3 protein-coding genes are annotated in these 1412 nt (G+C 60.6%); all 3 read left to right on the forward strand.

Annotation, left to right across the window (positions count from 1 at the left end; translation table 11 throughout):
- Positions 1-205: 205 nt before the first annotated feature.
- Genes AC629_RS49680 through AC629_RS44395 form a run of 3 tightly spaced genes read left to right on the forward strand, consistent with a single transcriptional unit; the run spans position 206 to position 1363 of the window.
- Entirely contained in the window at positions 206-682 is a 477-nt protein-coding gene (locus AC629_RS49680) for a thiosulfate oxidation carrier protein SoxY (protein WP_245332221.1), read from the forward strand.
- A 22-nt stretch (positions 683-704) separates the two neighbouring features.
- The gene (soxZ, locus tag AC629_RS44390) at positions 705-1031 is read left to right on the forward strand and encodes a thiosulfate oxidation carrier complex protein SoxZ (RefSeq protein ID WP_084810830.1); all 327 of its coding nucleotides are present in this window, start codon (positions 705-707) and stop codon (positions 1029-1031) included.
- Positions 1032-1066: 35 nt separating this feature from the next.
- A complete protein-coding gene (locus AC629_RS44395) occupies positions 1067-1363 on the forward strand; it encodes a c-type cytochrome (protein ID WP_143199965.1) in 297 nt (98 codons plus the stop codon).
- Positions 1364-1412 lie beyond the last annotated feature (49 nt).

A 1412-nucleotide genomic window follows, 5' to 3' on the forward strand; every position in this document is an offset into this window, starting at 1 on the left:
CACGGAGCCGACATTGACTTTTGAGCGGCGCTGCGTTGCACAATCGCCACCCGTCAAGGAGCGGGTCCTCACGACTGATAGGCGATCAACGCCTGCAAGGGCATTGCGGCCAAATCATCGCATTAACTTCGCCTTGTGAGCACGCCCGATCGTGGGATAGTGTCTTATCGTGGTTGGTGGTCCACGTCGGCACGAGGAGGTTGGCGTGGCGGCAGAAACCAAGACAGCGAGTATCACGCGCCGTGCGGTGTTGACGGCCGCCGCTGCGGCGGGGGCTGGATTTGCGGGCGGTGTCTTCACTTCGTCGGCGGATGCGAGTGACAGCGACGACGGTGTTGCGATCGTCAGGCAACTCACTCGAAAGACTCCCGTAGAGTCTGATCGCGTTCACCTCGTGATGCCGAGCAAGTTCCCAAACGGTTATACCGTGCCTCTCTCGCTCGAGATCGATAGCCCAATGACTGAAGCGGACCACGTGCGTCAGGTTCGCGTGTTCGCGCCGCGCAATCCGCTCATTGAGGTTGCTCGCTTTCACTTCGTGCCGCAACGCAGCGAGTCGAGAGTGTCGACACGGATCCGCCTGGCCGAACCACAATACGTCCTGGCGGTGGCGGAAATGAACGACGGTGCACTCCTGATGACCAAGACATGGGTCGAGGTCGCGACCAACGGCTGCGCCTGAGATCTCCCAGAGGGAGGCAAGAATGCTCACCCCGACACCACGCGTGCAAGTGCCAAGCGTTGCGGCAAAGGACGAAATCTTTCAGGTCAAAGCCCTGATCAGCCATCAAATGGAAACGGGGCTGCGGCATGACCCTCAGGGCGAGGTGATCCCGCGCAAGATCATCAACAAGTTTGCCTGCCGCTACAATGACATTGTCGTCTTCGGCGTCGATTTGCACGAGGCCATGGCCGCCAACCCCTACATTGAGTTTTACCTGCGCGCGACTGAGAGCGGCCGGCTGGAGTTCATCTGGGAGGAGGATGGCGGCCAGACCTACGCGCTGACCCACCAACTCACGGTCGGCTGATGCCGGGCGGCTCGACCGAGATCATTGCGCTCTCGATGGCCGCGAGCTTGGCAATTTGCGTCGCGGAGCGCAGCTTCGCGGCAGACAATGATGAGGGCGCCCAACTGGCAGCCACGTGCGCAGCTTGTCATCGCCTCGAAGGCCATGACAGGGGCCTCCCGTCGATTGTCGGACTGAGCGAGGAGCAGTTTGTCACCGTCATGACAGCCTTCAAGTCGGGCGAGCGCTCCGGTCCGATCATGCAAACAATGGCGCGCTCGTTCAGCAACGAAGAAATCGCGATCCTGGCGCGCTATTTCGCGGCACGAGCAAAGGAAACCCAGCGGCGATGACAGATTGGACGCGTCGTCAGTTTGGTTATCTGGCCGGTGCGATGTCCAT

It is taken from the genome of Bradyrhizobium sp. NAS80.1 (assembly GCF_001908205.1).
Taxonomy (GTDB): Bacteria; Pseudomonadota; Alphaproteobacteria; order Rhizobiales; family Xanthobacteraceae; genus Bradyrhizobium.